This window comes from Streptomyces sp. NBC_00271 (assembly GCF_036178845.1).
Taxonomy (GTDB): Bacteria; Actinomycetota; Actinomycetes; order Streptomycetales; family Streptomycetaceae; genus Streptomyces.
Window position 1 is genome coordinate 3,262,770 of record NZ_CP108070.1, and the last position, 24,227, is coordinate 3,286,996.

At 71.0% G+C, this 24,227-nt stretch carries 21 protein-coding genes; 10 read left to right on the plus strand and 11 right to left on the minus strand.

All coding sequences use genetic code 11. The features are described 5' to 3' along the window. The first annotated feature begins 302 nt into the window (after positions 1-302). Positions 303-1,256: an ABC transporter substrate-binding protein gene (locus tag OG798_RS15300; protein WP_095855475.1), complete on the plus strand. Its 954-nt coding sequence runs from the start codon at positions 303-305 to the stop codon at positions 1,254-1,256. A gap of 92 nt (positions 1,257-1,348) precedes the next feature. Here the strand turns inward: OG798_RS15300 and OG798_RS15305 are convergent, their stop codons facing one another. Continuing rightward, positions 1,349-2,578: a DUF5685 family protein gene (locus tag OG798_RS15305; RefSeq protein WP_095855474.1), complete on the minus strand. Its 1,230-nt coding sequence runs from the start codon at positions 2,576-2,578 to the stop codon at positions 1,349-1,351. Positions 2,579-2,868: 290 nt separating this feature from the next. Between OG798_RS15305 and OG798_RS15310 the strand changes: the two genes are divergently transcribed. Beyond that, positions 2,869-3,309 carry a cell division protein SepF gene (locus OG798_RS15310; protein WP_054234440.1) on the plus strand — a complete coding sequence of 147 codons (441 nt, stop codon included), beginning with the start codon at positions 2,869-2,871 and terminating at the stop codon, positions 3,307-3,309. 39 nt (positions 3,310-3,348) lie between these two features. Here OG798_RS15310 and OG798_RS15315 read toward each other — a convergent pair whose 3' ends face one another. Both OG798_RS15315 and OG798_RS15320 read right to left on the minus strand, forming a co-directional pair. Beyond that, entirely contained in the window at positions 3,349-4,539 is a 1,191-nt protein-coding gene (locus OG798_RS15315; protein ID WP_267061396.1) for an acyl-CoA dehydrogenase family protein, read from the minus strand. Positions 4,540-4,822: 283 nt separating this feature from the next. After that, entirely contained in the window at positions 4,823-6,430 is a 1,608-nt protein-coding gene (locus OG798_RS15320; RefSeq protein WP_267061397.1) for an MFS transporter, read from the minus strand. A gap of 259 nt (positions 6,431-6,689) precedes the next feature. Here OG798_RS15320 and OG798_RS15325 point away from each other — a divergent pair, with 259 nt between their 5' ends. Then, positions 6,690-7,859: a glycosyltransferase family 39 protein gene (locus OG798_RS15325; RefSeq protein ID WP_121416588.1), complete on the plus strand. Its 1,170-nt coding sequence runs from the start codon at positions 6,690-6,692 to the stop codon at positions 7,857-7,859. Between the two features lie 239 nt (positions 7,860-8,098). After that, positions 8,099-9,139, plus strand: a complete 1,041-nt coding sequence (locus OG798_RS15330) for a phosphatase PAP2 family protein (RefSeq protein ID WP_097226331.1) — start codon at positions 8,099-8,101, stop codon at positions 9,137-9,139. 107 nt (positions 9,140-9,246) lie between these two features. On the opposite strand, the gene OG798_RS15335 is transcribed toward OG798_RS15330, so the two are convergent. Further along, positions 9,247-9,462 carry an I78 family peptidase inhibitor gene (locus OG798_RS15335; RefSeq protein WP_075027802.1) on the minus strand — a complete coding sequence of 72 codons (216 nt, stop codon included), beginning with the start codon at positions 9,460-9,462 and terminating at the stop codon, positions 9,247-9,249. 413 nt (positions 9,463-9,875) lie between these two features. On the opposite strand from OG798_RS15335, the gene ctaD reads away from it, so the two are divergent. Next, on the plus strand, positions 9,876-11,570 hold the full coding sequence (gene ctaD, locus OG798_RS15340) for an aa3-type cytochrome oxidase subunit I (RefSeq protein WP_120985116.1): 1,695 nt from the start codon (positions 9,876-9,878) through the stop codon (positions 11,568-11,570). On the opposite strand, the gene OG798_RS15345 is transcribed toward ctaD, so the two are convergent. The 4 genes from OG798_RS15345 to OG798_RS15360 form a co-directional block, all read right to left on the minus strand. Beyond that, entirely contained in the window at positions 11,452-12,489 is a 1,038-nt protein-coding gene (locus tag OG798_RS15345) for a helix-turn-helix transcriptional regulator (RefSeq protein ID WP_267061398.1), read from the minus strand. The two genes, ctaD and OG798_RS15345, sit on opposite strands and share 119 nt — an antisense overlap. A 67-nt stretch (positions 12,490-12,556) precedes the next feature. Next, positions 12,557-13,384 (minus strand): hypothetical protein, encoded by an 828-nt coding sequence (locus OG798_RS15350; RefSeq protein WP_267063795.1) that lies wholly within the window; start codon positions 13,382-13,384, stop codon positions 12,557-12,559. Positions 13,385-13,521: 137 nt separating this feature from the next. Then, the gene (locus OG798_RS15355; RefSeq protein WP_328760031.1) at positions 13,522-14,784 is read right to left on the minus strand and encodes an ABC transporter substrate-binding protein; all 1,263 of its coding nucleotides are present in this window, start codon (positions 14,782-14,784) and stop codon (positions 13,522-13,524) included. A gap of 48 nt (positions 14,785-14,832) precedes the next feature. Beyond that, complete coding sequence (locus tag OG798_RS15360) at positions 14,833-15,375, minus strand: hypothetical protein (protein ID WP_328757203.1); 543 nt, start codon at positions 15,373-15,375, stop codon at positions 14,833-14,835. A gap of 131 nt (positions 15,376-15,506) precedes the next feature. On the opposite strand from OG798_RS15360, the gene OG798_RS15365 reads away from it, so the two are divergent. From OG798_RS15365 to OG798_RS15375, 3 genes are read left to right on the plus strand one after another with little or no spacing between them, the layout of a single operon-like run. After that, on the plus strand, positions 15,507-16,001 hold the full coding sequence (locus tag OG798_RS15365; protein WP_121416585.1) for a hypothetical protein: 495 nt from the start codon (positions 15,507-15,509) through the stop codon (positions 15,999-16,001). Further along, entirely contained in the window at positions 16,001-18,745 is a 2,745-nt protein-coding gene (locus OG798_RS15370) for an ABC transporter permease subunit (protein ID WP_328757204.1), read from the plus strand. The genes OG798_RS15365 and OG798_RS15370 overlap by 1 nt, the downstream gene beginning before the upstream one ends. Further along, the gene (locus OG798_RS15375) at positions 18,742-19,398 is read left to right on the plus strand and encodes an ATP-binding cassette domain-containing protein (protein ID WP_121416583.1); all 657 of its coding nucleotides are present in this window, start codon (positions 18,742-18,744) and stop codon (positions 19,396-19,398) included. The genes OG798_RS15370 and OG798_RS15375 overlap by 4 nt, the downstream gene beginning before the upstream one ends. Here the strand turns inward: OG798_RS15375 and OG798_RS15380 are convergent. Continuing rightward, positions 19,395-19,850 (minus strand): transglycosylase family protein, encoded by a 456-nt coding sequence (locus tag OG798_RS15380; RefSeq protein ID WP_323138708.1) that lies wholly within the window; start codon positions 19,848-19,850, stop codon positions 19,395-19,397. The genes OG798_RS15375 and OG798_RS15380 overlap by 4 nt on opposite strands. A 100-nt stretch (positions 19,851-19,950) precedes the next feature. Continuing rightward, positions 19,951-20,655: a transglycosylase family protein gene (locus OG798_RS15385; protein ID WP_121416581.1), complete on the minus strand. Its 705-nt coding sequence runs from the start codon at positions 20,653-20,655 to the stop codon at positions 19,951-19,953. Positions 20,656-21,193: 538 nt separating this feature from the next. Between OG798_RS15385 and OG798_RS15390 the strand changes: the two genes are divergently transcribed. Next, positions 21,194-21,967, plus strand: coding sequence for a hypothetical protein (locus tag OG798_RS15390; protein WP_095855463.1), 774 nt, complete (start codon positions 21,194-21,196; stop codon positions 21,965-21,967). A 244-nt stretch (positions 21,968-22,211) separates the two neighbouring features. After that, a complete protein-coding gene (locus OG798_RS15395; RefSeq protein WP_095855462.1) occupies positions 22,212-22,619 on the plus strand; it encodes a hypothetical protein in 408 nt (135 codons plus the stop codon). A gap of 63 nt (positions 22,620-22,682) precedes the next feature. On the opposite strand, the gene der is transcribed toward OG798_RS15395, so the two are convergent. Then, positions 22,683-24,167: a ribosome biogenesis GTPase Der gene (der, locus tag OG798_RS15400; RefSeq protein WP_095855461.1), complete on the minus strand. Its 1,485-nt coding sequence runs from the start codon at positions 24,165-24,167 to the stop codon at positions 22,683-22,685. Between the last annotated feature and the right edge of the window lie 60 nt (positions 24,168-24,227).

The window sequence follows — 24,227 nt, forward strand, 5'->3', positions numbered from 1 at the left end:
TGTCCATACTGTGAGCCGTACGTCTCAAGTCGGTTGACGCACAACCGGATGCCTGTTCCACTTGGCCCATGCATCCACAGCAGTGGCTGGTCAAGCGCTCCCACATCGACTTCGGTCGAGTGTGGTCCTCTTCCTGTTGAGCTGACCCACTGCGCGCCCTGATCGCTTGATCCCTTGATCGATCCGATCGCCTGATCCCCTGGCCAACCGGGCGCCCTTCGCGTTCTCCCTCCCTTTCGCCTTCACACGCGCACCCCTCCCCTCGGGTTCTGCTCACTCTTGCTCTCAGGAGACCGCACACCATGCGTACGTCCACGCGTACCCGTTATCGGCACTTTGCGCCCTTTGTCATCATCACCTCGACGGCCCTGCTCCTCACGGCATGCGGCTCCGGCTCGGACGACACGACCGGCACCGCGGCGAATGCGGCGGCCAAGGCCGACAAGATCCCCACCACGGACGTCGTCTCGGACATCCCGAAGGACGAGGCCGCCGCCAAGCTGCTCCCGCCCGGCGTCACCGGCCTCACCGTGGCGGTCGCCGTCGGCGGTACGCCACCCGGCACGACGTACCTGGACGACGGCAAGACGCTGACGGGCCAGGACGTCGACTTCGCGGACGCCGTGGCCAAGGTGCTCGGCATCGAACTCAAGACGGAACAGGCCGGCTTCGAGGCGATCCTGCCGGCCCTGGACAGCGGCAAGTACGACTTCGGGGCCAGCAACTTCGGCGTCACCGACGAGCGGCGCAAGACGATCGACTTCGTCACCTACATCAACGACGGCCAGGGCTTCGCCACGCGCTCCGACAGCAAGCTGGCCAAGATCACCGACCTCAAGCAGCTGTGCGGCCTGAACGTCGCGACCGGAGCGGGCACCACCTTCGAGGCGACGCTGGAGGAGAACAAGAAGGTCTGCACCGACGCCGGCAAGAAGGCGTACAAGGTGCAGACCTACAGCGAGCAGGGCGCGATCTGGTCCTCACTCCAACAGGGCCGCAGCGACCTCGTGATGAGCACCATCAACGGCCTGCGCTACGCCGTCGCCCACCAGCAGGGCGTCAAGTTCCTCAACGAGTACCACCGCCTCGACGTCGGCTTCGCCTTCAAGAAGGACACGAAGCTGGCACCGGCCTTCCAGGCGGCGGTGAACAAGCTGATCGCGGACGGCACATACGACAAAATCCTCAAGAAGTGGGGGACGACTGGTTCGGCGATAGCGAAGTCGGAGATCTCCCCGCCGGAACTCAAGAACTGAGAAACCTACGCCCGGAAACGATGGCATTCCCGTCCGGGCAGGTAGGACCCGTACGGCGGCGTGGTCGCCCACGCCGCCGTATACGAATTCCGTCACAGTCCGCAGTCGCAGCACGAGCAGCATTCACAGCACTCGCAGATCTCACAGGCCTCGCAGCAGTTGCAGTCGCAGTTGCCGAGGCAGCCCTCGCGCCTCTTTCGCGACCACGGTCCCTCGAACTCGTCGGCACAGCACACCTTGCAGGTGCAGCACACCCCGATCGCGGCCGCGCACCCGGCCCAGAAGCCTCGCCTGCCGGGCCCGGGCGGCGGGAAGGAGGGAGCGCCGCCGAAGGGGTTGCCGTCACCGCCGTAAGGATTCTGCCCGTCGTACGGGCTCTGTGGGCTCTGCGGGTTGTACGGCCCACCGTGCTGCGGCGGCCCGAAAGCCCCCCGCGCACCGTCCGCGTGGGCCTGGTGCCCGCACCCCGAGGTCCCGAACGCGCGGTCCACCGATCGCCCCAGCTCGTGCGCGAGCAGCAGATGCGCCAGCTTGCCGTCCGTGAACTCCACCTCGCGCAGCGCGAGCCGTATCCCGTGCAGAGCGTCGGCGGCGAGCCGGCGCGCCTCCACGAGCGGGGTGCCGGTGGCCGTGAGCGGGTTCCACGCTCCCGACGCGGCGTCAGTTTCCCGGTCCTCCACGGCGTCCAGGAGATGCGCGAGCCGCCCGAAGAGCCGGCCGGCCTCGGCGAGCGGCTCGGCGTTGCCCGGCCGACCGGCCAGGACGGCCGTGTGCGCGAAGGCGGCGGCGGTCGCGGTCTCGGTGGGCTCGGTGACGGTCAGAAGCGGCGTCCCGGGACCGGCGAGCGCCTCGATGCCGACCTGCCGGTCGACGGCGTCGACGAGTACGGCGGTGTCGAAGCCCACGTCGGATCCGGTACGGGCCCCGGCGCGCCCCCAGCTCGCGGCGACCCGGCGGGCGGCGAGCGCCACCGGCCTGCGCGCCAACAGGCCGTCCTTGTCCGCCACGTGGTCGCGCACCTTGGCCGAGGCCAGCACCAGCGAGACTGCGGCTGCGAGGCGGGCTCCCTCACCCTGTGCGACGGACGCGGTCCGCATCCCGCGCAACGGGCACGGCCCCGCCGTACGCCGCCACCCGGTGGTGCGCTCGGCCTGAGCCTCCGTCAAAACCGATATCAGCAGCCCGTCGTAATTGGTGACAACCCGAGCGAACTGTCCGTGGTCTCCGCGCAACGCGAGACAGAGTCCGCACAGATGCGCCATCCACTGCGTTTTGAGCCCCTCACCGAGGCGGTGGCTGCAGGGCCTCACGATTCCGAACATGACACTCCCCCGTGCCTCGTACGACGTTGAGCTGCGGCATCGTATCGACCCCTTCGTTCACCCGTACGCCCCGCCCGTCACCCGAACGCCGTCGAGAATCATATTTCACTCACAGTCAGCAGCCGTACACGGCAGGACCCTTGGGGCACGCGGGCTCTCGACGAATTCGCTGTGCACCAGTACCGTCACGAAACCCCCGCGCGGCGTCTATCCACTTGGCGCGACATCCGCATCATGGACGACCATGGGGATGCGGAAAGCAAGAAAGACCGCTGTGAGAGGAGGCGTCCATGGGATCGGTGCGCAAGGCGAGTGCCTGGCTTGGCCTCGTCGACGACAACGATGACGAGCGTTACTACGACGACGACAACTACGCCGAAGGACAGGACTCCGGCGATGCCTGGGTCACGGACCCGCGCGTGAAGGTCGCGTCCGAGACGGCGGAAGAGACAGGCCGCCGGATCGGCACGGTCACCCCGGACAGCTTCCGGGACGCACGCGGCATCGGCGAACTCTTCCGGGAAGGCGTCCCGGTCATCATCAACCTCACGGCCATGGAGCCCGCCGACGCCAAGCGCGTGGTGGACTTCGCGGCCGGCCTGACCTTCGGCCTGCACGGCACCATCGAGCGGGTCGCCACCCGGGTCTTCCTGCTGACCCCTGCCAACACCGAGATCGTCAGCGGCGAGGCGCCGGGACGCCAGACGGACGGCTTCTTCAACCAGAGCTGAGGCAGGGCCGCTCACCGGCCCTGCTCTCCGGTGCTCGACTCACCGAAAGGCGTCGAGTCCGGTGAGCGCCTTGCCCAGCACGAGTTGATGCATCTCGACGGTGCCCTCGTAGGTGAGCACCGATTCGAGGTTGGTCGCGTGCCGCATCACGGGGTATTCGAGCGAGATCCCGTTGGCGCCGAGGATCGTACGGGCGGTCCGGCAGATCTCGATCGCCTCCCGTACGTTGTTGAGCTTGCCGAAGCTGACCTGCTCGGGACGGAGCCGTCCCGCGTCCATGCGCCGCCCCAGATGGTGGGCGAGCAGAATCCCCTTGTGCAGTTCCACCGCCATGTCGGCGAGCTTGGCCTGGGTGAGCTGGAACCCGCCGATGGGGCGCCCGAACTGCTCGCGCGTCTTGGCGTACTCGACGGCGGCCTCGAAACTGGCCCGCGCGGCGCCCATCGAGCCCCACACGATCCCGTACCGCGCGTGCGACAGACAGCTGAGCGGGCCCTTGAGCCCGGTCACGTCCGGCAGTACGGCGTCGGCGGGCAGCCGTACGTCGTCGAGTACGAGCTCGCTGGTCACGCTCGCCCGCAGGGACCACTTGTGCTTGATCTCGGGAGCGGAGAACCCGGGAGCGTCGGTGGGCACGACGAACCCCCGAATCCCGTCCTCGCTCTGCGCCCAGACGACCGCGACCCCGGCCACGGAGCCGTTCGTGATCCACATCTTGCGCCCGTTGAGCACCCAGTCGCCGCCGTCACGCTTGGCGTACGTCCGCATGGCGCCCGGGTCGGACCCGTGGTCGGGCTCGGTCAGCCCGAAGCACCCGATGACCTCACCGGCGGCCATGCCCGGCAGCCACCGCTGCTTCTGCTCCTCGCCCCCGAAGCGATGAATGGCGTACATGGCGAGGGAGCCCTGTACGGAGACGAGGGACCGGATGCCCGAGTCGGCGGCCTCCAGCTCCAGACAGGCGAGCCCGTACTGCACGGCGGTCGCGCCCGCGCATCCGTACCCCTCCAACGACATCCCGAGCGCCCCGATCCCGCCGAGCTCGCGCGCCAGCTCCCGGATCCCGGGCAGCTCGCCCTTCTCGTACCACTCGGCGACATACGGCAGGACGCGGTCCGCGGCCCATGTCCGTACGGTGTCCCGGATCGCCAGGTCCTCCGGGTCCAGGAGGTCGTCGAGGCCGAGGGGGTCGGTGGGGTCGAAGGGCGGGAGCTTCGAGGACGCGGACATGGGGGCAGCCTCCGGCACGCTAAAACTAGCACCGCTAGTTACGGTCTCGCCCCGACGGTACGACCCAGCGTCCCGCACGTCCAGTACCTCCCCCACCCACGCACCACCCGTTTCCAGTACGCCGACAAGCGTGGGTCCCCCGCGGGGATGAAGCGCCGTCGGCGGTGGCGCGTGGGCGCTCTCCGAGCGGACCGGCAGCCGCCGACGACGGGCAGCCCCCACGGGAGACCCGCACGTGTCGACAGGGTGGAAACGGGTGGTGCGTGGGCGGGAGAACCCTCGGCTACGCCGAGACGCGGGACTCCGCAACCCCCCGAGGCGCCGGAATCTCCGCCGAGCCCGCCGCAGACACCCCGCACTCCATGACCCGAGGCAACCGCAACGCCATCCCCGCCCCCAGCAACAACAACCCCGCACTGACGAGCAACGTCACATGCAGCCCGTGCACAAAGGAGTCCCGAGCCGCATGACGCAGGGCCGCCCCCCGCACCCCGCCGAGCCGCGCAGCGACGTCGTACGCCTCTCCCAACGAGTGCCCCGCCGCAGCGGAGTCCCCCGGCGAGACCCCCGGTACGGACGACAGTCCGGGCGCGTACGCCGCGTTCATCACACTCCCCAGAAGCGCGATCCCGATCCCCGCCCCCAGCTGGTACGAGGTCTCGCCGATCGCCGCCGCCCCACCCGCCTGCGCCGGCGGCGCCTCGCTCAGCATCGACTCGTACGCCCCGAAGAGCGTCGTCTCCAGCCCGAACCCGAGCAGCACGAACCCGAACAGCAGCAGCCCGGTGTTGTCGTCCCCGCCCATCGCGGTGAGCGTGACCACTGCCACCGCCGTGAGACAGAACCCGAAACAGACCATCGCGCGCGGCCCGAACCGCCGCAGCAGCCGCGCCCCCGCGAGCCCCGCGGCCATCGCCGCGAAGGTGAGCGGCAGCAGCCGCAGCCCGGTCTGCAGGGGCGAGAGTCCGAGGACCAGTTGCAGGTACTGCGCGGCGATCAGCTCGAGCCCGACCAGCGCGAGCATGGCGAGGACGATGCAGCACACGGACGTACTGAACGCGGGCCGCGAGAACATCCGCAGGTCCACCAGCGGATGCGTACGCCGTCGCTGGCGCCGTACGAAGGCGAACATCAGCGCGCCGCCCACGAACAGCGGCGCCAGCGTGAACGGGCCGAACGGCGCTTCACCGCCGCCGAGCCGCTTGACCCCGAGCACGAGCCCGAAGAGCCCGGCGGCGGCCGTCAGGGCCCCCACCACGTCCCAGGGACCGTCGCGGTCGCCGTAGGACTCGGGCAGCAGCAGCCGTCCGATCGGCAGGCTGATCAGCATCAGCGGGATGTTGACGAGGAAGACCGATCCCCACCAGAAGTGTTCGAGGAGGAACCCGCCGAGCAGCGGCCCGACCGCCGCGCCCACCGCGGCGACCGCGCTCCAGATGCCGATCGCGAGAGCCCGCTCCCGCCGGTCGGGAAAGACCTGGCGCAGGATGGACAGGGTCGCGGGCATGATCATCGCGCCGCCGACGCCGAGCAGGGCGCGCGCGCCGATGAGGACCTGGGCGCTGTCGGCGAGCGCGGCGATCCCGGAGGCGATGCCGAAGAGTCCGTATCCGAGGAGGAGCACACGTCTGCGGCCCACCCGGTCACCCAGCGTGCCGAAGAGGATCAGCAGCGCGGCGCAGACGAGCGGATAGACGTCGACGATCCAGAGCAGTTCTATCGCGCCGGGCTTGAGGTCCTCGGTGACGGCGGGCACGGCGACGTGCAGCACGGTGGCATCGAGGGCCACGAGGAGCAGGCTGACGCACAGCACCACGAGGACGACCCAGCGGTTGGCACCGGCCCCGGCCTCCCGACGGCGACACTCTGCGGCCGTGGTCGTCCCGGACATGTACGTACCTCCCAGATGTTCCCTCGCGTTCGGCGATCCGCTGGGTGGGGACTCCCTGCGGCTGCGGTCCGGGAGGAGCGGGGTCCCGGACGCACGCATCAAAGGCGAGTGAGCGGCCAGCGTACGCGAGTTCCTGTCGCATACACGTGGCGGACCTCTCACGTTCTCCTTGCCGAGCGTGTGGCGTACGCCACGCTCCCCCTGGTGCACCACGCCCCGCACGGCCGCCCGGTTCCGCCCGCCGTCGATAATCGAGCCCGTGACCGATCTTGAGACGCCCCTCGCGACGCCGCCCGGCGCGAGCGCGCCACGCCGGGCCGCGCCCGCCCTCCTCGGGTACGCCGCGGTACGGGCCCTGGGCGTCCTCACGCTCGCGCTGTGGAGCGCGGCGAACGGCAAGAGCGCCCACACACTGCTGACGGCCCGCTGGGACGCGCTCTGGTACACCCGCGTCGCCGATCTCGGCTACGGCTACGAGGTGCGGCTGCCCAACGGTGACGTGCACTCGAACCTCGCGTTCTTCCCGCTGCTGCCCTGGCTGGAGCGGCTCGTCTCGGCGCTTTCCCCTCTGTCGTACGCGGATGCCGGGCTGCTGGTCAGCACGCTGGCCTCGCTCGCCGCGGCCTGGGGGATCTTCGCCGTCGCGGACCACGTGTACGGCCCCCGCGTGGGCGTCTGCGCGGTGCTGGTCTGGGCGGTGCTGCCGGTCGGCATCGTGCAGTCGATGGCGTACAGCGAGTCCCTGTTCACGGCGCTCGCCGCCTGGTCGCTCTACGCGGTGCTGACCGGCCGCTGGGTGACGGCCGGTCTGCTCGCCGCCTTCGCCGGGCTGACCCGCCCGGTGGGGGCCGCGGTGGTCGCGGCCCTGTGGGTGGCGGCCATCACCTCGTTCGTGCGGGATCGGAGCGCGCATCCCGCGCACGGCGCGCCCGTGCTCCGACGCGCCCTCGGCATGCTCCTCGCGCCGCTCGGCGCCGCCGGATATGTGCTCTGGGTCGGCCACCGCACGGGCAAGGGGCCGCTCGGCTATCTCGACGTCCAGGCGGGCTGGCGCAACGGATTCGACGGCGGGTACGCGTTCGCCCGCTTCGTGGGCGACAAGTTCACGTCATTCCCGTCCGCTCCGGCCGGCGTCGGACTGATCGTCGGAGTCGCACTGATCGTCTGGCTGTACGTGACGTGTGTACGACAACGCCAGCCGCCGGCGCTGCTGGTGTACGCGGGGATCGTCGTCGCGCTCGCCCTGTGCGCGTCGAGTTACTTCGGCTCGAAACCGCGCCTCCTGCTGCCCGCTTTCCCCCTCTTGCTCCCCCTCGCGCTGGCCCTGGCGCGACTGCGTACGTCCAGGTCAGCACTGATCCTCGGTGGCGTGGCGATGGCCTCCGCGCTCTACGGAGCGTTCTGGCTGAACGGCTCCGGTCCGCCATGATCCACCCGTTGACGCTCGGTGAGCGGCTGGAGAATTCCACCCCAGGATTCGGTGAACGAATTCAAAAGTGACATAAAACAGAAGCCCAAGCCGATCAATGGAATTGAAGGATCGGGGCGCCGATGATTAGAGAATCATTGGAATTAAACATCGCCCTGAGAGGAATCCCACATCACATCGTCATCACAAAGCGAGTGATTCGGCCTGGAACGCAGCTCACTCGCTGTAACGTCGATTGAGTGCGTACCGAACGAAACCTCACCCGTCTGGACCGGGTCTTCGCCCGGTTGGACCGTGAGCCGGAACGGCCGGCGAACATCGATGTGCCGAAGATGAGCAGGCACAGGGTTGTGCTCCTCGGAGCCACCCTGGCCTTCTACGTGGCCATCGTGTGGGCCGTTGCGATCACATCGTGGCTGGTCCGGTTCGACTGGCAGGTCATGTTCTTCCGGCCCTATCAGCAGTGGCCGGAGATCCACGCGTTCCTCGACTACTACGTGGTGCTGGGCCAGCGCGGCCCCACCGCCGTGATGGTCGCCGCATGGCTCGGCTGGCGCTCCTGGCGGCAGCACACCCTGCGCCCGATGCTCACGCTGGGCGCCTCGCTGCTGCTGCTCAACATCACGGTCGGCGCCGCGAAGCTCGGCATGGGCCGCCTCGGCCCGCACTACGCCATCACGATCGGCTCGAACGAGATGGGTCTCGGCGGCGATATATTCCCTTCGGGCCACACCGCGAACGCCGTCGTGACCTGGGGAATCCTGGCCTATCTGGCCTCCACCCCGCGGGCGAGGCGCTGGCTGTCGGCGCTGTCCGCCGTGACCTCGCTCGGCGTCGGCCTCACCACCGTCTACCTCGGTACGCACTGGCTGAGCGATGTGCTGCTGGGCTGGGCCGCCGGTCTGCTGATCCTGCTGGCGCTGCCGTGGTGCGAGCCGCTGATCGCCCGCGCCGAGACCGGTCTGTTCACCCTGCGCGACGCCTGGCGCGCCCGCCGCGGCCGTGCGGTGCCCGCCCCGGCCGAGGCTCCGGTCGGCTCCCCGGTCGGTGTGCCCGTGCTGGTCAAGCAGTCGGTCCCGGTGAACGAGGAGGCTCCGGTACGCGGGGCGGTGCCCTCCGCCCGCCCGCCCCGGGCGCCGGTCTACCTGGCGCCCGGACCCCACACGACCCGCTCGGAGCGCACCCCGGTCACCCCGGTCGGCAGCCGCCGTCCACCGCACCCGGACCGCGTGGCGCGCGCCACCACGACATCGTCCGCCCGGCCGCTGACAGGCGGCTGAGGCACAACGGACCGATCATGGAGAACAGCGGGGCCGGTACGCACAACCTCCCCGCACAGCGAAGGCCCCCGGCTCGTGAGCCGGGGGCCTTCGCGCATTACGTGGCCTCAGCCCTTCCAGCAGCGGGTCACCCGGCCGTCGGTGACCTCGAAGTTCAGCCGCCCCGTGCGGTACTCCATGGTGATGATCGCGCCGGGCGGCAGCGAGCGCACCGTGGACCAGCCGTGCTCCCGGGCGCGGTGCTCGGCGCTCCTCGCCTCCAGGCCGACATAGGCCTGCGGACTGTCCTGGGGCTCTGCGGGCGGGGTGGGAATGGGTGCCATGACCGCCACGTTAGGCGGCCGACCGCGGCGGGGGAAGTCCGGGCCCAAGACCCTGCGTCACCCATGCCCCTCCGGTCGCGCTTCTGTCACAGGATCGCTACACGCGTTTCGGCCGAACTCCGTCACACGTACGAGGGGTTCCGCACGTGTCCCGCACCCCTTCGAACGTAATTCGGGACTACCTTGACGCCGTCCCGAATAACCCAATGGAAAGTGCGGAGTCCCCCGTCGAGATCCCGTGGGGGAAGTCTTCCATTCCGATTCCGGGGCATGTCGCGGAAGCTGACACCGCATAGGAAATGCACGGTTCCAGCACAGAACCCCCGCACATCTTCTGTCGGGGCGCGGAGCGATGCGAGCACCACGGCGTGAGCTTCAGGCAGGCCCACGGCGCGACGGCGAAGGGGCGAGCAATGGGCACGGAGACCGCGCAGGCGACGGCGCCACCCGTATACAGGAGGCAGCGACCGGGGCGGCTCGCCGTGGACTGGCTCACCACGACGGACCACAAGAAGATCGGCCACCTCTACCTGATCACGTCTTTCGCCTTCTTTCTCATCGGCGGTCTGATGGCGTTGGTGATGCGCGCCGAACTCGCCCGGCCCGGTCTGCAGATCGTGGACAACAACCAGTTCAACCAGCTGTTCACCCTGCACGGCACGATCATGCTGCTGCTGTTCGCCACCCCGACCTTCGCCGGGTTCGCCAACGAGATCATGCCGCTGCAGATCGGCTCCCCGGACGTCGCCTTCCCCCGCCTGAACATGCTGTCGTACTGGTTCTTCCTCTTCGGCGGCCTGATCGTCCTCGGCTCGCTCATGGTGCCCGACGGACCCGCCTCCTTCGGCTGGTTCGCCTATGCCCCGCTCAACAGCCTGGAGCGCTCGCCGAACATCGGCGCCGACATGTGGATCATGGGCCTGGCGCTGACGGGCTTCGGCACGATCCTCGGCGCGGTGAACTTCATCACGACCATCGTCGGGATGCGGGCCCCCGGCATGACGATGTTCCGGCTGCCGATCTTCACCTGGAACATCCTTTTCACCTCGATCCTCGTCCTCTTCGCGTTCCCGGTGCTCGCGGCGGCGCTGCTGGTCCTGGAGGCGGACCGGCGCTTCGGGTCGGTGGTGTTCGAGGCGGCCAACGGCGGCGCGCTGCTGTGGCAGCACCTGTTCTGGTTCTTCGGGCATCCCGAGGTCTACATCATCGCGTTGCCGTTCTTCGGGATCATCACGGAGATCCTGCCGGTCTTCAGCAGGAAGCCGGTCTTCGGTTATCTGACGCTGGTCGCCGCGACGATGGCCATCACCGGTCTGTCGATCGTGGTGTGGGCGCACCACATGTTCGCGACGGGCGCGGTGCTGCTGCCGTTCTTCTCTTTCATGTCGTTCTTGATCGCGGTGCCCACGGGGGTGAAGTTCTTCAACTGGAGCGGGACGATGATCAATGGTTCGCTCTCCTTCGAGACGCCCATGCTGTGGGCCATCGGTTTCCTGGTGTCGTTCCTGTTCGGCGGTCTGACCGGAGTGATCCTGGCCTCGCCGCCGATGGACTTCGAGGTCACCGACTCGTACTTCGTGGTCGCGCACTTCCACTACGTCGTCTTCGGCACCGTCGTCTTCGCGACTTTCGGTGGTTTCTACTTCTGGTGGCCCAAGTTCACCGGCAAGATGCTCGACGAACGACTCGGCAAGATCCATTTCTGGACGCTCTTCGTCGGCTTCCACACGACGTTCCTGGTGCAGCACTGGCTGGGTGCCGAGGGCATGCCGCGCCGGTACGCGGACTATCTGGCCGCCGACGGCTTCACGGCGCTCAACACCGTCTCGACGATCGGCGCGTTCCTGCTGGGCATGTCGACGCTGCCGTTCCTCTACAACGTCTGGAAGACGTCCAAGTACGGCACGAAGGTCGAGATGGACGACCCCTGGGGCTTCGGCCGCTCCCTGGAGTGGGCGACCTCGTGTCCGCCGCCCCGGCACAACTTCGTCACGCTGCCCCGGATCCGTTCCGAGAGCCCGGCGTTCGACCTGCACCATCCCCAGTACGGGGCGAACGGTCAGGAAACCGCTCCAGCGCCCGGGACAGCCGGTCCCGGGACGTCCTGATCGCCTCGGTGAGTTCGGCCGGCTCCAGGACCTCGAACTCGAAGCCTGTCAGCATCACGTGAATCACCATCACGTCGAGGCTCGCGGCGCCGGTGCGCAGGACGCAGCTGTCCTCCCCGGAGGCTTCCAGCGTCCCCGCCGAGGGGGAGATCCGCTCGGCGGCCTCTTCGAGGGGCACGAAGAGCCGGACGACCGCCTGCGAGGCGTAGGCGCGTGTGGAGACCCCTTGGGAGACGTAGGCCGCCAGATCCTCGGCCGGTGGCGTGCGGGGGGTGAAGCGGGGTCCGTGCGGCGGCCTGGGGGTGATGCGGTCGGCCCGGAACGTGCGCCAGTCGTCGCGGTCGACGTCCCAGGCGACCAGGTACCAGCGGCGTTCGGTGCACACCAGGCGGTGCGGTTCGACGGTCCGGCGGGTCGGGGAGCCGCCGTGGTCGCGGTACTCGAAGCGCAGCCGCTCACCGTCGCGGCAGGCGTGGGCGAGTTCCGTGAGCACGCCCGGGTCCACGGCGGAGGGCTGGGGGCCGCGCAGCATCGGCACGGTGAAGGCGTTGAGGGCGCTCACGCGGCGGCGCAGTCGGCTCGGCAGGACCTGTTCGAGCTTGGCGAGGGCGCGTACGGAGGTCTCGCCGATGCCCTCGATGCCCTGCCCGGCGGCCGTGCGCAGCCCGACCGCGACGGCCACCGCCTCGTCGTCGTCCAGCAGCAGCGGCGGCAGCTCGGCTCCCGCGCCGAGTTGGTAGCCGCCTCCCGTGCCCGGGCTGGCGTTGACGGGATAGCCCAGCTCGCGCAGCCGGTCCACATCGCGGCGGATCGTGCGGGGCGTCACGCCCAGACGGTCCGCCAGATCGGCCCCGGACCATTCGCGGTGGGCCTGCAGCAGTGAGAGCAACCGCAGCAGCCGTGCCGATGTCTCCAACATGCCGTCGAGTTTGCCAGCCCTTGCGGACAACCACTGTCCGCAAGGTGCTCCTGGGCGCCGGGCGCGGTCAGCCGGCCGCGGTGACCGTCACGGACAGGTCGTTGTCCCGTGTGTAGGAGGGCCCGGCCTCCACCGGGCCGTACAGGGTCTTCACCGGCACCCTCGGGTGGATGAGGAAGAGGCGCTTGTCGGCGATGGCGTCGAGCAGCCGCGCGATCCGTACCCGGGGCCCGCCCTCCCCCGCCGGGCGCAGCCACAGGTCCCAGACGCCGGGCCGCAGGGCGCCGTATGCCACCGTGAAGCCGAACTCCGCCTGCTCCACGGCCACTTCCACGCGGATCGGCGGACCGGCCGCGTCCCGGTGACAGACCTCGGCATACGCGTCCGGCGAGAGGGGAACGCCGTACACCCGGCCTCGTACGCCCAGTCCCCGCTCCGCCCGGTACAGCTCGACGGCCTCCGCGTGCGGGGCCCGCAGCCAGCTGCGCACGGAGAGGTTGCCGTGCCGGGTCGCGTACGGGATGCGGACGGCGACATGGCCGAGGGAGCCGCTGGGGACCCGGGCGACGAGCGAGCGCAGGTCGTCGACGCCCGGGGCCAGCCGTCGCGGCTCGCCTCCCGCGACCTGGACGTAGGCGTCCCAGCGGCCCTCGGGCAGGGCGACGCCGCTGGGCAGCGCGGCGCGCAGTCGGCCGTCCCCGGTGGGGGTCAGCGGCAGGCTGACCGCCTCGTGGCTCTCGCGGTGGCGCAGCACCAGGAGCGCGGCGCCCGGCTCGCCGGTCTCGGTGACGTCGAAGGTCAGTCCGCCCGCGGAGTCGGCGATGCAGTCGGCGCACGGGGGCACGGCGGCGTCCGGGTCGGCGCGGTGCCGAGCGGTCCGCGGGACCGGCGTCATCATGCGAGCGCCCTTTCGTGCGGGGCGGCACCGCCGGGTCCTCCGTCGGATCCGCCTCCTGTCGGGATAGACCCCGGGCCCGGGTGAATGGTTGCTTCTCATGTGCACATCAGGGCGCGCAGGACAGTCGAGGCACGTCAGGGCTCGTACGACAGTTGCGGCACCTCGAAGCAGTCGCTGTTCATGTCGCCCTGGGAGACCCAGCCGCTGCCGTCCTCCCAGCGGGCCACCGAGACACAGGTCCGGCGGGTCTTCGGAGGCGTGGGCAGGCGCTCGGAGGAGACGGGGATCAGCAGGCCGTCGGCGGTGTACGGGGCGCCGCGGTTCATGAAGCGGTCGACACACACGCGTGTGACGCCCGTTTTCGCGCAGGACTTCGCGGCGTCCGTGAACCACATCGCGGCCGCCCAGCCCTCCAACTGCCACTGGGAATGCGTGGGCAGGCCCTTGGTGGCGTCCCGGAACGCGCGGACGGCGGCGTCGGAGGTGTCCTCGTAGTTCCGGCTGGATCCGGTCGCCCACAGGGCGTTGCGGCAGCGCGGGGCGTCCTTGTAGTCCTCGGGGACGGTGGAGGTCCAGTTCTGCACGTTGGTGACCTTGGCGATGACCTTGGCGCCGACGTCGTCCATCGCCTTGCACAGCTGGGCGTTGCCGTGCGTGTCGAGGGCGTCGAAGACGAGGTCGGCGCCCTGGTCCTTCAGATCGGCCGCGGCGGCGCGGAAGTTGGGCAGCGCGAAGTCGACCTGTTCGGTGACCACCTGGTAGCCCTCGGCCTTCAGACCCCGGGTGACGAGCCGGGCGTACGCGGCCGACGCGGACTGGTTGTAGGAGATCACGGCGGCCGTACGGGCGCCGTGGACGCGCTTGAAGTAGCGGTAGACCTCGGTGCCGCCGTACAGCTTCCCGCCCCAGCCCGGTGTTCCCTCGCGGGGCGCGAGGCTGCCGTAGATCCCGTAGAGGTGCGGATAGGTGTCGTAGGCCGCGCCGATGGGCTGTCCGCCGATGTCGGGCACCCCGGCGGCGGACACGCGGGAGGCGCCCGCGTAGTCGAGGGCGGTGGTGGCGACGAGGGCGACGACCTTGTCCTCGTCGATGAGCCGGTGCACGCACTCGTTGTCGCCCACGCCGCTGCCGCCGTCGTCGCAGGTGCGCACCTCGACGGGGCGGCCGTCGATGCCCCCGCGCGCGTTGAGGCGGTCGAAGTAGGCCTTGGCCCCGTCGCGGGGGCCGGTGAAGGCGGAGCCGCCGACAGGGCTGGTGGCGCTGGTGACGATGCCGACGCGCAGCGGGGCGGTGCTCCGCGGGGCGGGCGTGGTCCGGTGCTCGAAGACGCTCTCGGGCAGGCGGCTGCCGCAGGCCGCCGTGCCCAGGACGAGTGCCGTGCCCAGCAGGAGCGGCAGGCCGGCGGCGAGGACTCCTTCGGGAACTCCCTTGGGGCGCACGGCGGGTCAGCAGCCGGCCGGGGTCGCGGATCCGTCGCCGCTCAGCGCGACCAGGGCGCAGAGGGTGTTGTCGGAGACCTTCCAGGTGCCGTTCTCGTAGACGGCCGTCCCGGAGGCGTTCGGCAGGGCGGTCGCGCCCTTCAGGGTCAGCGCGTACGTCACCTCGGCGACGGCCGGCGCGGTGAACACGACCTTCTGGACCTGGGCCGCGACCTGCTGACCACGCTTGTCGCCGCTGAAGCCCTGGACGACCGCGGTCATCCGGTCGCCGTTCTCCAGGTAGTTCAGTTTGTCCTTGACGGGGACGGACGGGGAGAAGAACTTCTCCCAGTTCCGCCTGACCTGGTTCTCGGCCGCCGCCGGGTCGTCCGGGCCGGTCGGGCTGAGTGACGCGCTGCTGGGCCGCTCCACGGTGGGGGTGGGCGGAGGGGTCGAACTCCCGCCGCCGCTGCTGTCGCCGCACGCCGTGAGGGCCCCGGCGAGGAGGAGGGCGACCAGCGCCGCCACCCCCCGGCCGTTGTCCCGCCTGAGGTCGCTCCCGAGAACCATGCTGGCTCACCACCGGGTGTCGGTCCGGGCCGACCGCGCCCGGAGCTTTCAGGGTCAGCTTCCAGAAGGCATAGTGCAAGTCCATTGGCGGACTTGGAAGACAGACAGACACACGACGTCTGGGAGCCAGGATGCGGACATCTCGACTGCGGACCGTGCACCCCGTCCTGTGGGCCGGGTGCGCCGCGCTCGCCGCCGGGGCGGTGCTGTGCGTCATCGGCTGGTACGGCGTGTCGGGCGAGCGGTACGCGGAACGGCAGTTGCCCTTCCTGGCGTCCTGCACGGTTCCCGGGGCCGCGCTGATCGTCGCGGGCGCGGTGCTGCTCACGCACGGCAGGAACGCCCTGGCGGCGGCGCGCGTCGAGGAGTTGTACGGGCTGCTGGTGGCGGCCGAGCCCGCCGACGCGGAGCGGTCCGAACAGGCCGCCGTGGCGCCGCTCGCCGTCAGCGGGGAGCTGCTGATGGTCCCCGGGGGCACGCTGTGGCACCGTGCGGACTGCCCGCTGGTCGCGGGGAAGCCGGCCGCCGTGCCGGTGGACTCGCGAGTGCTGGCGAGCGGGGAGTTGGGCCCGTGCCCGATCTGTGAGCCGCCCGCGGCCGAGCGGTCGCCCGCGCCGGAGCGGTGATGAGCGGTTCCCTGACGTACGACCTCACGCTGGCCGGGCTCTCGGTCGGCGGCGCGGCGGCGCTCACCGGGATCGGGCTGGTCGTCACCCATCGGGCGACCGGGGTGCTGAACTTCGCGCACGGCGCGATCGCGATGGTGTGCGCCTATCTGCTGCGGCAGTTCACGGTGGTGTGGGGCTGGCCGCTCGCGCTCGGTGCCGCGGTGACGCTGCTGTTGGTGGCCCCCGCGATCGGCATGGCCCTGGAACGGTTCGTCTTCCGCCCCCTGTCCGTCCTCGGCGGCGACCCGGCACAGACGCTGGTCGCGTCTCTCGGCGTCTTCGTGCTGCTGGTCGGCGGGGCCGCGTTGGTGTGGGGCACCGGGGCGCGCGCGGACGCGCCGACGCTGGTGTCGGCGGACCCGTGGGGGCAGTTGGCGGTCGCCGTCGCACTGGCGGTCGGGGTGGGGGGCGTGACGCGCTGGACGCGCTTCGGCACGGAGCTGCGGGCCGTGGTCGACGACCGCTCGCTCGCCGTGCTCGGCGGCATCGACGCGGACCGGGTGGCCGCCGCGGGCTGGGCGTTCGGCTCCTTCACGGCGGGCCTGACGGGCGTGCTCCTGGCGCCGTACGTACGACTCGATCCGTACGGCATGCCGTTGCTCGTCATGGAGGTGATGGCGGTGGCCGTCGCAGCCCGGATGCGCAGCCGGCCGGTGGCCGTCGTGGTGGCGCTGGGTCTCGGGGTCGCGCAGAGTCAGCTGACGCGGCTGCATCCGGCGGGCTGGGCGGAGCCGATGCTCCAGGCGGTGGGGGCGAACCTGTTCGTGGTGGCCCTGTTGGTCGCGGCGCTCGTCCTGCCGGGGATCGGCGACCGGGACGTCCTGCCGCGTACGGCGACGGCCCGGGTGGCGACGCCCCCGGGCGCGTGGATCGTCGCGGTCGTGCTGTTCCTGATGCCGCTCGGCCTCGCGGGCTCGGACCTGCACACGTCGGTGCAGGTGCCCGCGCTGGGTGTGGTGCTCCTGTCCCTGGTCGTGGTGACCGGCCGCGGCGGTCAGATCTCCCTCGGGCAGGCGGCGTACGCGGGTCTGGGCGCCCTCTTCACCGCGCTGCTGGCCGCGGGCCGCTTCCCCGGACTGCCCCGTCTGCCCGAACTGGCCGCGCTGGCGGTGGCGGTGGCGCTCGTCGCCCCGCTCGGGGTCCTGACCGGCTGGCCGGCGATCGGCCGTCACGGCCTGGCGCTGGCCCTGGCGACGTTCGCCGTGGGAGTGGGCGTCAGCCGTTTCGTCTTCGCCCAGCCCTACGCGACCTCCGGGCTGTCCCTGGACCGCCCGGCGGGCTTCGACGGCGACCGCGCGTACTACGTGCTCGAACTGGGGCTGCTGGCGGCCGCGCTGCTGGCGACGGGGGCGCTGCGCCGGGGCCGTACGGGCCGCGCCCTGGCCGCGATGCGCGACCACGCGTCGGGCGCCTCCGCGGCGGGCGTACGGGTCCCTGCGCTGAAGCTGACGGCCTTCGTGGCGGGCGCCGCCCTGGCCGCGCTGGGTGGGGGGATGCTCGGCATGGGTCTGCGCGCCTTCGACGCGACGGCGTACGACCCGGTGCGCGGGCTGCTCTGGTTCGCGGCGGTCGTGGTCCTCGGTGCCGACAGCGCCCTCGGCGCGCTGGCCGCGGCGGCGTTGCTGGTGGGGCTCGACGCGGGGGCGCGCGGCGGGGTGGCGGCCGCACTGTTCGGGGTGCTCGCGGTGTTCGTCGGCCGGTTCCCCGGTGGCCCGTACGAGGCCCTGCGCACGGCGACGTCCCGGCTCCGGCCGCGCCGCAGGGCGACGCCGACCCCGCTGGGAGCGCGGGTGCGGCGACGGCTGCGGGCGGTGGAGACGAGGCCCACCGACCGGCCACCCGCCGCCGGACGGCCGGACGGCACCGAACCGGAACCCGCCGCCGCGCCACCGGGCGTCGGTGACCGCCCAGGTCCCAACGACCCCACGAGGACGCCCCGAGGTCCAAAAGCCGCAACATCCGGGCGGGACACGACGTCACGCAGGCCGAGCGCCCCGCACACTCCGGCCGTGCCGACGCCCGGATCTCTGTTCGCCCGACGGATACGGGTCGCCTACGACGGTTTCACCGCGCTCGACGGCGTCGATCTCGAGGTCCGGCCCGGCTGGGTCACCGCTGTCGTGGGGCCCAACGGGGCCGGCAAGAGCACCCTGTTCCACTGCCTCGCCGGAACGCTCCGACCCTCGCACGGCCAGGTGCTGTTCGGCGAACGGGACATCACCCGGCTCGCGGCGCACGCCCGGACCCGGCTCGGCATCGCGCGGACCTTCCAGCAGCTGGCCGTCTTCCCCTCGTTGACGGTGGCCGAGAACGTCCAGGTGGGGGCGGAGCAGGGCCGGATCGCCGATCCCGCCGCGGCGGAACGGGCGTTGCGGCTGTTCGGACTCGACGGGCCGGTCCGCGCGCTGCCCGCCGAGGGACTGCCGACCGGAACGCTCAGACGCGTCGAGCTGGCGCGGGCCCTCGCGGGAAGTCCGCACGTGCTGCTGCTCGACGAGCCCGCCGCGGGCCTGGACACCGCCGAAGTGACCGCGCTGGCCCGGGTACTGCGCGCACTCGCCGCGGACGGCACGGCCCTGCTGGTCGTCGAGCACGACCTCGATCTGGTCGCCGACCTCGCCGACGTCGTCCATGTCATGACCGCCGGACGCGTCGTCACCTCCGGCCCCGCCGGCCACGTACTGGAGCGGGGGCGCGGATGAACATCTCCCTGCGCCACGCGCGCGTGCGCTACGGCCCCCTGGAGGCCCTGCACGGCGTGACCCTGCTCGCGCCCGGCCCCGGCCTCACCGTGCTGCTCGGCCGCAACGGCTCGGGCCGTACGACCGCCCTGCGCGCCTTCGCGGGTACCGTGCCGCTGTCCGACGGCGCCGTCGTCTGGGACGGGGTGGACGTGACCCGGCTGCCCGCCTTCGAACGGGCCCGGCGCGGGTTGTGCCTGGTCCCGGAGCGTCGGGCCGTCTTCGGCTCGCTCACGGTCCGCGAGCACCTGGAGCTGACCGCGCCCGACTTCGCTCCCGTCCTCGACGCGTACCCGCAGTTGGAGCCCCTCCTTCCGCGCCGCGCCGGCACCCTTTCCGGGGGCGAGCAGCGCATGCTCGCCCTCTCCCGCGCCCTGCTGGCACACGCGCGTGTGGTGCTCGTCGACGAGCCCGCGCAGGGCATGTCACCGGCGGTCGCGGCCCGCACGTACGAACTCCTCGGCGGCCTCGACGCGTGCGTGGTGGTCGCCGAGCAGCGGCTGCCGCCCGGTCTGCGCGAACGGGCGGGCCGCACGACGTACGTCCATGAACTGCGCCGGGGCGCGGTCGCGTTCAGCGGAGAGGCGGCCGAAGTGCGCCGCCGGCAGACCTAGAACGTCCGACCGGGGTTCACCACACGTGTATGGCCCCGGAGTTTGTACCTCTTGGCGCAGACGGGCCAGGCGCCCCACCCCTGGACGGCCACCACCCGCTTGGCGACCTTGATCTGCTCCTTCCGCCGGGCCAGATCCGCGCGCCTGGCGTACGCCAGGCCGCCGAACGCCACCCAGGTGGCCTGCCTGAACTGCAGCCCTCCGTAGTGGTGGTTTCCGGTGTTCGCGTGCCAGCGCCCGCCGCTCTCGCACTTGGCGAGGCAGCCCCAGGGCCAATGGTCCCGCGCACAGTTGTGCGACACCCGCCCCGCCGACAGGCCGGAGAACGGGGGCGGGGACGCGACGGCCGCCCTCGCGGGAACGAGGACGGCCAGGGTGGCGGCGACGACGGTCGCGGCCACGTACCGCATGCGCTTGCTCAACAGGGGCGATGGCGTCGGCTCGAGGTGCATCGGGTCACGCTAAACACCACACGGGGCACATCCGCCCCGCCGCGCCCGGGGTCCCACCCGGTCGGCGGACCGGGGAGGGGCGGCGGGGTGGAGCCGGGGCTCAGAGGTCGAGCCGCTGGCCGGGCATGATCAGGTCGGGGTCGCCGCCGATGACCGCCCGGTTGGCGGCGTAGATCTTCCGCCAGGTCGTTCCGTGCCGCTCCGCGATGCCGCTCAGGGTGTCGCCGCCGCGGACGGTGTAGTCGCCGCGGGACGCCGCGCGGTTCGGGTGGCCGGATGCGCGCGCCGGGGCCTCGGGCGTCTGTGCGGGGGCCGACCGGGTCGTCGACTTGGTGGGAGCCGACTTCGACGTCGACTTGGGTGCCGCCTTGGGGGCCGACTTCGTGGTGGCCGACCCTCCGGACGACGCGGCGCCCGAGGACGCGGGTGCGTTGCCGTACGCTCCGGCCCGCGCCGAACAGGTGGGCCAGGCGCCCCATCCCTGTGCGTTCTGGACCTTGGTGGCAACGGCTATCTGGGCGGCCTTGGAGGCCTTGTCGGCGGTCGACGCGTAGGCCGTACCGCCGTACGCCCGCCAGGTGCCGGCGGAGAACTGCAGTCCGCCGTAGTAGCCGTTGCCGGTGTTGATGTGCCAGTTTCCGCCGCTCTCGCACTTGGCGATGCGGTCCCACACTCCGCTGTCGGCCGCGGCGGCGTTGCCGGTCGCGGCGAGCAGTCCGAGCGGGGCGAGCAGAGCCGCCCCGGTGAGGACCGCCGTCGTACGCGTCGTACGAACCTTACGAGTGTTATCGGCACATGCGGACATGTAGTTCCCTCTCGAAACACCCGGGATCCCCCAAGGCGGGGCGCGACTTCCTGCGCGTAGGACGCGGTCGTCGTGCTCCGCCCCGTCCGCCGGAGGTGGTGCTGCGAACCAGTCGTACGGTTCGGCCGGCGGACGTACCCGAGCGGTGCTCTGTGCACACGGCCGAGAAATCTATGGAGACGGTCGCCCGATATCAACCAACTCCATGTCATTCGAGGCCAGTTCATAGTTACCGCGGGTATCAGCGATTTTCGGCCACCCACTTCATAGGCTGATTTCAGGATTTGTCGACCAGCCGCTCAAGTGACCTGTGACCCACTTCACGGAACCAACTTCCTTGAACGCGCACGAAGTTGGCTCGGAGTAACAGATTCCGCACAAGGGATCACCCTGCGCGTCGGATGGTTCGATTCCGTTCGCTCCCGGGCGTGACTCCGGCCACAGATCGCCCGTTGTCATCTTCATGAGCCGGGACCCCCGGATTCATGGGCCGGGAGCCACCCGGCATCGCCACGCACCGCATCCCGAGGAGCCACCCGTGCCGCGCATGCTCGACGTCAGCGACGACGTACGCGCCGAGATCGGCGACGAAGAAGCCGACCGGCTGCTCGCCGGAGAGAACGCCCCGGGCAGTTACGACTGCACGTCCTGCCGCACCCCGGGCGACTCGGAACAGGAGCGCACCAGCACCGTCCTGTTCATCGGCGACGAGACCGCCGTCCTCGCCTTCGCCCACGCCACCTGTCTGCCCTCACAGGTCGTCCAGGTCACCGAGGAGCAACTCCAGGGCGCCGTCCGCTCGATCAACCCCGACGGCGTGCCCGGCCAGGCCGCACCCGAGCAGGCGGTGCTCGGCGTGACCAGCGGACTCATCCTGATCAGTGGCGAGTTGCACCCCGCGCTCGTCGTCGAGCCGACCGGGCCCATCGTGCGGCCCGGCTCGACGGACATCGGTGACGACTTCCTGCCGCTCCTCATCGAACAGGGGTTCATGCCGGTGACCGAGCTGAGCTCGGTGCCGCCGGTGCTGCACGGGTGGTCCGTGCTGCTCGCCATGGGACAGCTGCACGCCGTGCTCCAGCCGGGCACCGGGGGCGGGTCGCCCGTCGCCTGGTGGCAGGCGCACCAGGCGCTCCAGGTCGCGGAGAGCTGGCGGGCCGCCGCCAACAAGCACCAGCAGGTGCTGCTGTTCGCGGCGCCGGTCGGGTCGATCGGGCGGCAGCCGCGGGAGGATCTGCTGCGGGACGCGCTGGACAAGGCGGCGGCGAACGGGAAGTTGGTGGCTGCCGCGATGCCGCTCGCCGGAACGTGAGCGTGAGCGTTCCACCGGGTTGAGCCGGGGAGCTGCGGTGCGTCGCCTTGTGCGGGTCCGTCGTGGCTGGTCGCGCAGTTCCCCGCGCCCCTTGTCGGGGCGCGACAGGTGCGTTGTTCGGCCGCGGGTCCGTCGTGGCTGAGCGCACAGCTCGTCGCGCCCCTAAAAGGCTTGCGCTCCGACGGGGCGGCCTGAAGCAAAGGTGTGACCGCATCTGTTGGGCTGTGGGGTCGTTGGCACATACGTGCACACCTACGACGCCCCCCGCCGCCAGCCCTTCCAGCAGATCCCGGCCGCGCGATCGGCTCAGGATCCTCCGCGCGGCCCCTCGGCCACGCCGATCTATGACGCGCTGTACGCCGAGTGGGTCAGATCGTTCAAGGCCCTGCCCGGCGACCGCCACGACGAGGACCAGCTCGGCTTCACGGCCTTCGGGATGTTGACACAGGGTTCCAGCACGTACGGCGGATCCTCGTACCCCTCGTCGTACAGCTCCTACAGCGCGGGAGCGTACTCCGCGCGCAACGGCGGCTCCCAGCAAGGTCAAGGCGCGTCGACGACCGGCGTCTGGCAGCCGGTGGCGCGCCTGCACGGTACGGAACTCCACCACATCCCGGCCGCGCTGCCCCCCGCGCCCCGCAGGGGGCTGTGAGCGGAAGCGGTGGAACAGGTGAGGGGCGGCTCCCATGGGAGCCGCCCCTCACCTGTCGCTACGTCACTTCTTCTTGGTGCCGCGCTTCTCGCGCACCCGTACGGAGATGTGGATCGGCGTCCCCTCGAAGCCGAACTCCTCGCGCAGTCGGCGCTCGATGAAGCGCCGGTAGCCGTGCTCGATGAAGCCGGAGGCGAAGAGCACGAACCGCGGGGGCTTGGTGCCGGCCTGCGTTCCGAAGAGAATGCGGGGCTGCTTGCCGCCGCGGACCGGGTGCGGGTGGGCGGCGACGAGCTCGCCGAGGAAGGCGTTCAGACGGCCGGTCGGGACACGGGTCTCCCAGCCGTCCAGGGCCGCCTCGATCGCGGGGACGAGCTTCTCCATGTGCCGTCCGGTGCGCGCCGAGACGTTCACCCGGGGTGCCCACGCCACCTGGAGGAGCTCGGTCTCGATCTCCCGCTCCAGGTAGTAGCGGCGCTCCTCGTCGAGGGTGTCCCACTTGTTGAAGGCGAGGACGATCGCACGGCCCGCATCGACGGCCATCGTCACGATGCGCTGGTCCTGTACGGAGATGGTCTCGGACGCGTCGATCAGGATGACCGCGACCTCGGCCTTCTCTACGGCGGCGGCCGTGCGCAGCGAGGCGTAGTAGTCCGCGCCCTGCTGGAGGTGGACGCGCTTGCGGATGCCCGCCGTGTCGACGAACTTCCAGGTGATGCCGCCGAGTTCGATGAGCTCGTCGACCGGGTCACGGGTGGTGCCCGCGACCTCGTTGACGACCACACGGTCCTCGTTGGCCACCTTGTTCAGCAGGGAGGACTTGCCGACGTTCGGGCGGCCGATGAGGGCGATGCGACGGGGGCCGCCCACCGCGGTGCCGAAGGTCTGCGCCGGGGCCTCGGGCAGCGCCTCCAGGACGGCGTCCAGCATGTCGCCGGTGCCGCGGCCGTGCAACGCGGAGACCGGGTGCGGCTCGCCGAGACCGAGGGCCCAGAGGTACGAGGCGTCGGACTCGCCGCTCATGCCGTCGACCTTGTTGGCGCACAGGACGACGGGCTTGCCGGCCTTGCGGAGAAGGCGTACGACCGCCTCGTCGGTGTCGGTCGCGCCGACCTTGGCGTCGACGACGAAGACGACCGCGTCGGCGGCCTCGATCGCGTACTCGGCCTGCGCGGCGACGGACGCGTCGATGCCGAGGACGTCCTGCTCCCAGCCGCCGGTGTCGACGAGCTTGAAGCGGCGGCCCGCCCACTCGGCCTCGTAGGTGACGCGGTCGCGGGTGACGCCGGGCTTGTCCTCGACGACCGCCTCGCGGCGGCCGATGATCCGGTTCACCAGGGTCGACTTGCCGACGTTGGGCCGGCCGACGACGGCGAGGACGGGCAGCGGGCCGTGGCCCGCCTCGTCGATCGCGCCCTCGACGTCCTCGATGTCGAAGCCCTCTTCCGCGGCGAGCTCCATGAACTCCGCGTACTCGGCATCGCCAAGCGCCCCGTGCTCGTGCTCGGCCGGGCCGGCCGAGCCGTCGGGCTGGATGTGGTCGTTCATGAAGTCCGTACCTCGTCGTTCATCGTGGTGATCGGTGGACCGCCCGCATATCGGGTGATC

Bases quoted from the DNA above. Each gene is read 5' to 3' on its own strand.
- OG798_RS15310 (WP_054234440.1), top strand. From the start codon at position 2,869: ATGGGATCGGTGCGCAAGGCGAGTGCCTGGCTTGGCCTCGTCGACGAC.
- OG798_RS15300 (WP_095855475.1), top strand. From the start codon at position 303: ATGCGTACGTCCACGCGTACCCGTTATCGGCACTTTGCGCCCTTTGTC.
- ctaD (WP_120985116.1), top strand. From the start codon at position 9,876: ATGGGCACGGAGACCGCGCAGGCGACGGCGCCACCCGTATACAGGAGG.
- OG798_RS15360 (WP_328757203.1), bottom strand. From the start codon at position 15,375: ATGGTTCTCGGGAGCGACCTCAGGCGGGACAACGGCCGGGGGGTGGCG.
- OG798_RS15375 (WP_121416583.1), top strand. From the start codon at position 18,742: ATGAACATCTCCCTGCGCCACGCGCGCGTGCGCTACGGCCCCCTGGAG.
- OG798_RS15315 (WP_267061396.1), bottom strand. From the start codon at position 4,539: ATGTCCGCGTCCTCGAAGCTCCCGCCCTTCGACCCCACCGACCCCCTC.
- OG798_RS15305 (WP_095855474.1), bottom strand. From the start codon at position 2,578: ATGTTCGGAATCGTGAGGCCCTGCAGCCACCGCCTCGGTGAGGGGCTC.
- OG798_RS15320 (WP_267061397.1), bottom strand. From the start codon at position 6,430: ATGTCCGGGACGACCACGGCCGCAGAGTGTCGCCGTCGGGAGGCCGGG.
- OG798_RS15380 (WP_323138708.1), bottom strand. From the start codon at position 19,850: ATGCACCTCGAGCCGACGCCATCGCCCCTGTTGAGCAAGCGCATGCGG.
- OG798_RS15385 (WP_121416581.1), bottom strand. From the start codon at position 20,655: ATGTCCGCATGTGCCGATAACACTCGTAAGGTTCGTACGACGCGTACG.
- der (WP_095855461.1), bottom strand. From the start codon at position 24,167: ATGAACGACCACATCCAGCCCGACGGCTCGGCCGGCCCGGCCGAGCAC.
- OG798_RS15345 (WP_267061398.1), bottom strand. From the start codon at position 12,489: ATGTTGGAGACATCGGCACGGCTGCTGCGGTTGCTCTCACTGCTGCAG.
- OG798_RS15335 (WP_075027802.1), bottom strand. From the start codon at position 9,462: ATGGCACCCATTCCCACCCCGCCCGCAGAGCCCCAGGACAGTCCGCAG.
- OG798_RS15350 (WP_267063795.1), bottom strand. From the start codon at position 13,384: ATGACGCCGGTCCCGCGGACCGCTCGGCACCGCGCCGACCCGGACGCC.
- OG798_RS15365 (WP_121416585.1), top strand. From the start codon at position 15,507: ATGCGGACATCTCGACTGCGGACCGTGCACCCCGTCCTGTGGGCCGGG.
- OG798_RS15370 (WP_328757204.1), top strand. From the start codon at position 16,001: ATGAGCGGTTCCCTGACGTACGACCTCACGCTGGCCGGGCTCTCGGTC.